Origin of the sequence: Zhongshania sp., from assembly GCF_041584495.1 — a bacterium.
Lineage (GTDB): Bacteria > Pseudomonadota > Gammaproteobacteria > Pseudomonadales > Spongiibacteraceae > Spongiibacter.
Genome location: NZ_JBFHDY010000144.1, coordinates 1 through 7,158, shown reverse-complemented (window position 1 = coordinate 7,158; position 7,158 = coordinate 1). Strand labels below are relative to the sequence as shown.

Here is a 7,158-nt window from a genome sequence, read left to right as displayed (position 1 = left end):
CCATCGCTTCGATCATGTGGTTATGGCTGGACACGCCAACCAATCACTGGCCATGCTTGATAAGCCCAGCAGCGCAGAACGGAGCCTACTCGGCGCCTTTAGCTATGAAGAAAACGAAGCGGTATTACACCGTGACGAAAATTTGATGCCCAAGCGCCACCAGGTTTGGTCAAGCTGGAACTACCTTGCTGACACCAGCCAAAGCATCAACAAGGTGTCGGTGAGTTATTGGCTGAATTTACTGCAGCATCTGCCATGCCAAGAATCGGTTCTGCTCACCTTAAATCCGATAACAGAACCGCGGCGCGACCGGGTTTACCGGCGATTCAGTTACCAGCATCCGGTATTTAACCAGGACGCACTCCAAGCTCAGCACAAATTATGGCGTCTACAAGGGCAGCAGCGAACCTGGTATTGCGGCAGTTATTTTGGCTACGGTTTTCACGAAGACGGCATCCAATCTGGCTTGGCGGTGGCCGAGCAATTGGGCAGTACCATCAGACCGTGGATTGTGCCCAACGCCAGCGGTCGCATTCACCTGAGCAGTAAGCCGGTGATCGATAATGCCGCATGAGCGCTAGCTTACGCACCGCTATTTATCAGGGGGAGGTACGGCATCAACGTCTAGCGCCAGTGAGCCATCGCTTTGCCTACCGAATTAGCAGCTTTTTATTTGATCTCGACGAGCTCGATGCTGCGGCAGAGCGCTGCCGCCTATTTTCACTAAACCGCTTTAATTTGTTCAGCTTCCATTTCAAGGATATTGGCAGTGGCAGCGGTGAATCACCCCGCCGCTACATTGAGCGCTGCCTTGCAGAGCAGGGAATAACAGACACCCCCAGCAGAGTCAGTCTGCTCTGCTACCCTCGTATTTTGGGCTACACCTTTAACCCACTGAGCATTTACTACTGCTATAACCAGCAGCAGTTATTTGCGGTACTCTATGAAGTGAGCAATACCTTTAAGCAGCGGCACAGTTATTTGTTTCCCGTAGCCAAGACCGACCGCGAGAACCCCATTATTGAGCAACAGTGCGACAAAAACTTCTACGTATCGCCGTTTAACAATATGGCGATGCGCTATCAATTTCGGCTCCACCAGCCAAATAATAAATTGGGCATTAGCATCCGCGTCCAAGAAGGCGGAAAGGACCTGCTCCACGCGGCCTTCCAAGGCCGACGCCGGGCATTTAACGACCGCGAATTACTGCATAATTTCTGCACCCTACCCTTTATGACCCTAAAAGTACTTGGCGGTATTCACTGGGAAGCACTAAAGTTATTTTGCCAGGGTTTGAAAATAGTCCCTCGGCCAGCTGAACCAGATTCGTCAATCTCACGTATTGATGAATAAATCTGCCGAATACGTAAAGGGTCTACTATGAAATCAGCTGACGCTGCATTAGAAACCAACCTCGGTTCCGCCTGGTGGGCAAAACGCCAACAACAAATGCTCGCCAAAGTGTTGGCGCCGTTATCAACGGCGGCCAGAGGCGTACTGAGTCTAAACCTGCCTAATGGCAGCTGCGTTGAATTTGGCGAGCACCCCTGCGAACGCTTAAACCCTGTAGTGACTCTGCACAATTGGAAGGCGGTACGCAAAGCCTTTACCGGCGGCTCAGTAGGGTGGAGCGAAGCCTATATGGACGGCGATTGGGACAGCCCCGATCTGGCTATTTTGGTTGAGTGGATTGCCGTTAACGAAGCGTTCTTTGACGGCATGCTCGACAGCGGCAAAGTGAAAGGCGCCATCCAAAAGTGGCGACACCGCCGCAATGCTAATAGCAGGCGCGGCAGTCGCCGCAATATTAGCTATCACTACGATCTTGGCAATGACTTCTATCAGCGCTGGCTAGACCCGAGCATGACGTATTCTGCCGCGTATTATCGCGACGAAAAGCAAAGTCTAAACGCGGCCCAACACGCCAAATACCAACGCCTAATCGATTTACTCGACATTAAAAACGGCGACCATATTTTAGAAATTGGCTGTGGTTGGGGGGGGTTTGCTGAGCAACTGTGCCAGCAAAAGTCCGCGACGCTCCACGGTATCACCTTGTCTAAACGCCAGCTGGAATATGCTGAACAGCGCTTGAGCAATATTAAACTGCGCGGTAGCGCTGAGTTCAGCTTGACCGATTACCGAGACACCGAAGGTCAGTACGACCATATCGTGTCGATTGAAATGCTTGAAGCTGTTGGCGAGAAGTATTGGCCCAGGTATTTCGAAACCATAAACCAACGACTCAAGCCCGGTTGCCGCGCGGCGATTCAAATCATCACCATTGACGAAGCGCGCTTTGCCGACTACAACGCCAACCCCGATTTTATTCAGACCTATATTTTCCCCGGCGGCATGCTGCCAAGCCCCGAGCGCTTCCGCGCTGAAGCCCAGACAGCGGGCTTACACATCCAAGATGAAGAGGCCTTTGGCTTAGGTTATGCGCGCACGCTATACGAGTGGGCAAAAAACTTTAACCAACATTGGGCAGAAATTGCCCCGCTGGGCTTTGATGAACGCTTTAAGCGAATGTGGAATTACTACCTAGGTTATTGCGAGGGTGGCTTTCGGGGAAAATCAATTGATGTTTATCAGTTTGTACTAGAAAAACCACTCAACTAATAAAGAATAGGCATTATACAAGGAGCATTGTCGATGATCGGTATTTTCCGCCGCCACTTAATGTTTGCGTATGGCATCACAAGCTCAGTTTGACATTGCAGGCGACGCATTTTCCCCACTATAACCACAGCGCCAAACAACCCAATACCCATTACACCACGAGCATTTACTCCGTCGCATCTTAACTGCTGGCGTCGATTACTCACTAAAAATCGCAAATAGCGCCTAAAGGCTCACAAAATCTAAGCAAACAATACGTACAATCCACTAGCTGTTTCTTGGGCTTAGACGACATTCGCAAGATTACAACATGATACGATAGTGACACTTTAAAAGGCGCTGAAGAGCAAACTTGCTATGAAAACAAATAAACGCTGGGGCAATGGAGCGCGGGTCGACGATCTCGATACCGGTAAAAAAATCTTGCTAAAGTCCGCCGTTGACTGTTTTATGACGAAGGGTATTAAGGCCACCACCATTGAAGATATCGCCAAAGTAGCCAATGTCACCCGCCGAACGGTGTACCGCTACTTTAATGGCAAGTCCGATATTATCACCGCGCTGATCGACATTGAGCGGCAGCGGATGTTTTACAAGATAAAAGATATCGCTACGCTGCATGACAATAATTTTCCGCTCATGCTCGTAGAGTGTATTTGGTTCGCGGCAACCTATCGGCCACCTGAGGCTGGAAAAATAGATTTAGTGTCGGGCATAAACGCGGCAGAGGCCTCGCCACACATTGACACCGAGGAGTCTGACGCGCATTGGCGCGAGCTATTACAAGCCCCCTTAGATGCCTATAACACCCGCAATAAGCGCAGCGTTAAACTCGATGACCTAATCAAAATAGTCGGGCGTTTAGTTATTTCCTACCGCCAATCTCCCAGCACCAAAGAGCAATTTAAAGCCAGCTTGCTCGCCCTGATGTTGTAATACCATGCGGGCCAAATAGGCCCGCCACGCCTAGTTCTAACTTAAACCCGTTGCAACAAGTCCCTCTTAGTGCCCAGAACCCCTGACCCTTGTAAGGGCTATTCCGCATACACCCTTAAGCCGGATATAGATAAAGTAGCTCCATACAACAAAACAATATATTTCGGGGCAAGGACATGACTACGTCTACTCGCACAACAGACAACTCTATCTTTGGTGATAACGTGGTGCGCCAAGCATCACTAAACCAAAATGGTGCCAAGCGCAGTGAGTGGTGGCTGAATGTTAATTACGCAGAAACCATTGAAATCAACCATGCGGTTTCGGCATTGCAGCGTCGCGGCAACTAAAATCTCACGATAAAATACTGGCTATGTATAAGTACTCAGTCTTTTAATTAGTCCACACGATGTCTAACTTATCTATTGAGTGGTACACCGCGTAAAAGATTCTATACTTGAATACCTAAACAAGTTTGGTGTTCATCCACTTCACGCGCAATTGCTATGACGACCGCTGACCATAAACCACAAAGCAACACCCCATTTCAGCACATCGACGAACAACCAACAGCAAAATGCAGGTTTGACAGTCATCGCGATGACTGGTGGCTAGACGTTGGCTACCTGAAGCCATCAATACGGCTGCCGCCATTGGCACCAAAGCCGCACGCCAACGCCTATAGCCGCAAACACAAGCACCACCCAATAACGCATATCTACCATTTTGTGTAGTGGCTATTCCGTATACCTCGCATATGCTCCCAACGGTAAAGTAACACCATCACGACACTGGCTACGGAGCAGACAATGAGCACACAGCAAGCAGATAAAGGTATTTTTGGCGATAATTTCTGCGCCCAACAGTCGCTTAATAACAATGGTATTAAGCAGAGTGAGTGGTGGTTAAATATCAACTACGCCGAAGTATTGGAAGTACATCACGCAGCGGTTGCCCTAAATAGCAAGAATAGCAAGGCCCGCTAATAAGGCTTGTCATCACGAGCCACCCCATTGTCAAATCCCGCTGCCTTGCTCAATCTGCCCCACAAACCGTAACCAGTTCACAGTTTCAACACCTAGGTTCACTCGCTACGGACTTTTCCCTATACTCCCAAGTTAGGCCTCGCAGTACCTTGTTTACTCAATGAACGCATCAACGAGCAAGTGACGAGGAACGACCATGGCCCAGACCAAATCTGACAACACGTTTTACCCAGAATCGCGCCAAGGTGCTAGCACCATCAGTGCCTACGGCAACAGTCGCGCTGAGTGGTGGCTAAACGTAAATTACGCCGAAGTCATCGAAATGCGTGATGCAGTCAGCAGTAGACTCAATAAAGCGCGGGCTGTAAATTAAGGCCGGTGCTTCAGACCCCGGCAAACTATGATAAATTGGCAAGAGATTGACACCGTTCTCCTCGACATGGACGGCACATTATTAGACCTACACTACGATAATTTTTTCTGGTCGCAACACCTCCCCAAGCGCTACGCTGAAATACACGGCGGAGAGCCAGAACAAGTTGCATACGATTTAATACAGCGCATCATGGCCGAACGCGGCTCGCTGAATTGGTATTGCCTAGATTATTGGTCTAGCCAGCTCAATGTCGATATTGTCGCCCTAAAGCGCGAAATTGCTCATTTGATTGCCCCCCACCCCAGTACCGCTGACTTTTTGACCGCCTTAGACAGTAGCCACTGCGAAACATGGCTGGTCACCAATGCCCATCGCGACAGTTTAAATTTAAAGCTTGAACACACCGACCTCGCACGCTGGATGCACAAGATGATTACCTCCCACGAGCTGGCCAAGCCCAAGGAGGACCCAGAATTCTGGCACCGCCTACGCCAACACTGGGATTTTGATCCGGCCCGCACCTTACTGGTAGACGACACCGCCAGTGTGCTCGATGCCGCAGCCAAATTCGGCATCTGCCACCTGCTCACGCTGCGCCAACCGGACAGCAAACAGGCGATCCGCGAGCAATTGACCTATCCAGCTATTCAGCACTTTAATGAAGTTCTACCCATTCCCAAACGGGGGACGTATCGTGGCTGAAGCGCCCAGCGGCATTCGCCTAGACAAATGGCTGTGGGCCGCGCGATTTTATAAAACCCGCAGCCTCGCCAAGCAAGCCGTTGAAAGCGGCAAAGTTCACTACAACGGCGAACGCTGTAAAGTAAGTAAAGAAGTGCACGTTGGCGCAATACTCTCCATTCGCACCGGCTGGGACAAGAAAATTGTGGATGTTGTCGCGCTCTCTGACCAGCGCCGAGGTGCGCCGGAAGCCGCACTGCTGTACTGCGAAACCGCAGACAGCATTCGCACTCGCGAGCAACTCGCCGCCGACCGCAAAATGCTTGGTGCCGCGGCGGGCGCCCTGCACCCCGAGCGCCCCAACAAAAAGCAGCGCCGCCAAATTCATCGTTTTAAGAATCTAAATGACGAGTAAGAGGCCGTCGCCACAATCAGCCAAGACCTCTCCCCCGGTAAGCGCTATAATCGTCAGCTTCTTTTACTACGGACACCCGATTTGCCATGAGCGATACCATTAGCCGCTTCATTTTTGACAATAGCGACGTTCGTGGCGAGCATGTTCGCTTAGAAAAAAGCTACCAGGACATCCTCAGCATCCATCACTACCCGCCCGGCGTTGCCAATTTACTCGGTGAATTCCTCGCCGCCGCCAGTCTGCTCAGCGCCACCATTAAATTTGAAGGCGCTCTCATACTGCAGGTGCGCGGTGACGGCCAAGTTCCCTTAATCATGGCTGAAGCCAATTCCAAACAAGAGCTACGCGCCATTGCACGCGACGCCAATGAAGCCATTAGCCACGACTTCAAAGCCCTCATTGGCAATGGCCAACTGGCCATGACAATTGCCCCAGAAGACGGCAAGCCCTACCAAGGTATTGTAAGTCTCGATGGCGACAGCCTCGCCCGCTGCCTTGAAGCCTATTTCCAACGCAGCGAACAGTTGGCCACACGTGTTTGGCTATGTGCCGACGGCGAGCACGCCAGCGGCATGTTGCTGCAACAATTGCCTAGTGCCAAACCCGATTTAGATCGCTGGGAGCACCTGAGTACTATCACCCATACCATCAAAAACGAAGAATTGCTGAGTTTGGACGTTGCAACACTACTCTATCGGCTCTACCACCAAGACGCCGTTCGCCTATTCGACCACAAACCACTGGTTGCTCGCTGCCGCTGCAGCCGCGAGCGAGTCGTTCAAGCACTTGTCTCTCTAGGCCGCGACGAACTTGACGATATCCTTGCGGAGCAGGGTCAAATCGAAACCAATTGCGAGTTTTGCAACCGTCTCTACCAGTTTAATGCAGGCGATATTGCCGGTTTATTTGAGCAAGGCAGCGACCTCACCCGTCACTGAAAAAGCACTAATATTGGGCATTTTCCCCAAACAGCGTTTTCTCTCCCCAAAGATTAGCGCTGACATAGGTTTTTTGTAATAATGGCGCCCCAAATTACCAGCCACTTTGGGGGTTCTCTTTCGTGCCAACCCCACCGCAACACCCAAGGCTGCTCTCAGGATTACGCGACAGGAAAACAGAGAATGAGTGCTGAAACGACGATT

Annotated in this window: 9 protein-coding genes and 1 pseudogene; all 10 read left to right on the top strand. The window is 50.7% G+C overall.

The genetic code is table 11. The features are described from left to right. A pseudogene (locus ABYP33_RS16520) lies at window positions 1–574 on the top strand (NAD/FAD-binding protein); the annotation flags it as partial. Next, window positions 571–1,353, top strand: a complete 783-nt coding sequence (locus ABYP33_RS16515) for a DUF1365 domain-containing protein (protein WP_373092250.1) — start codon at window positions 571–573, stop codon at window positions 1,351–1,353. The pseudogene ABYP33_RS16520 and the gene ABYP33_RS16515, both read left to right, overlap by 4 nt. A gap of 27 nt (window positions 1,354–1,380) precedes the next feature. Beyond that, the gene (locus tag ABYP33_RS16510; protein WP_373092249.1) at window positions 1,381–2,622 is read left to right on the top strand and encodes a class I SAM-dependent methyltransferase; all 1,242 of its coding nucleotides are present in this window, start codon (window positions 1,381–1,383) and stop codon (window positions 2,620–2,622) included. Between the two features lie 357 nt (window positions 2,623–2,979). After that, window positions 2,980–3,558 (top strand): TetR/AcrR family transcriptional regulator, encoded by a 579-nt coding sequence (locus tag ABYP33_RS16505; protein ID WP_373092248.1) that lies wholly within the window; start codon window positions 2,980–2,982, stop codon window positions 3,556–3,558. Between the two features lie 176 nt (window positions 3,559–3,734). Further along, entirely contained in the window at window positions 3,735–3,908 is a 174-nt protein-coding gene (locus ABYP33_RS16500) for a hypothetical protein (protein ID WP_373092247.1), read from the top strand. 459 nt (window positions 3,909–4,367) lie between these two features. Continuing rightward, window positions 4,368–4,544 carry a hypothetical protein gene (locus tag ABYP33_RS16495; protein WP_373092246.1) on the top strand — a complete coding sequence of 59 codons (177 nt, stop codon included), beginning with the start codon at window positions 4,368–4,370 and terminating at the stop codon, window positions 4,542–4,544. A gap of 196 nt (window positions 4,545–4,740) precedes the next feature. Continuing rightward, on the top strand, window positions 4,741–4,917 hold the full coding sequence (locus ABYP33_RS16490) for a hypothetical protein (RefSeq protein WP_373092245.1): 177 nt from the start codon (window positions 4,741–4,743) through the stop codon (window positions 4,915–4,917). A 27-nt stretch (window positions 4,918–4,944) separates the two neighbouring features. Continuing rightward, entirely contained in the window at window positions 4,945–5,622 is a 678-nt protein-coding gene (gene yrfG, locus ABYP33_RS16485; protein ID WP_373092244.1) for a GMP/IMP nucleotidase, read from the top strand. Then, a complete protein-coding gene (locus ABYP33_RS16480) occupies window positions 5,615–6,016 on the top strand; it encodes an RNA-binding S4 domain-containing protein (RefSeq protein WP_373092243.1) in 402 nt (133 codons plus the stop codon). The genes yrfG and ABYP33_RS16480 overlap by 8 nt, the downstream gene beginning before the upstream one ends. A gap of 86 nt (window positions 6,017–6,102) precedes the next feature. Continuing rightward, window positions 6,103–6,954, top strand: a complete 852-nt coding sequence (gene hslO, locus ABYP33_RS16475; RefSeq protein ID WP_373092242.1) for an Hsp33 family molecular chaperone HslO — start codon at window positions 6,103–6,105, stop codon at window positions 6,952–6,954. Window positions 6,955–7,158: the final 204 nt, after the last annotated feature.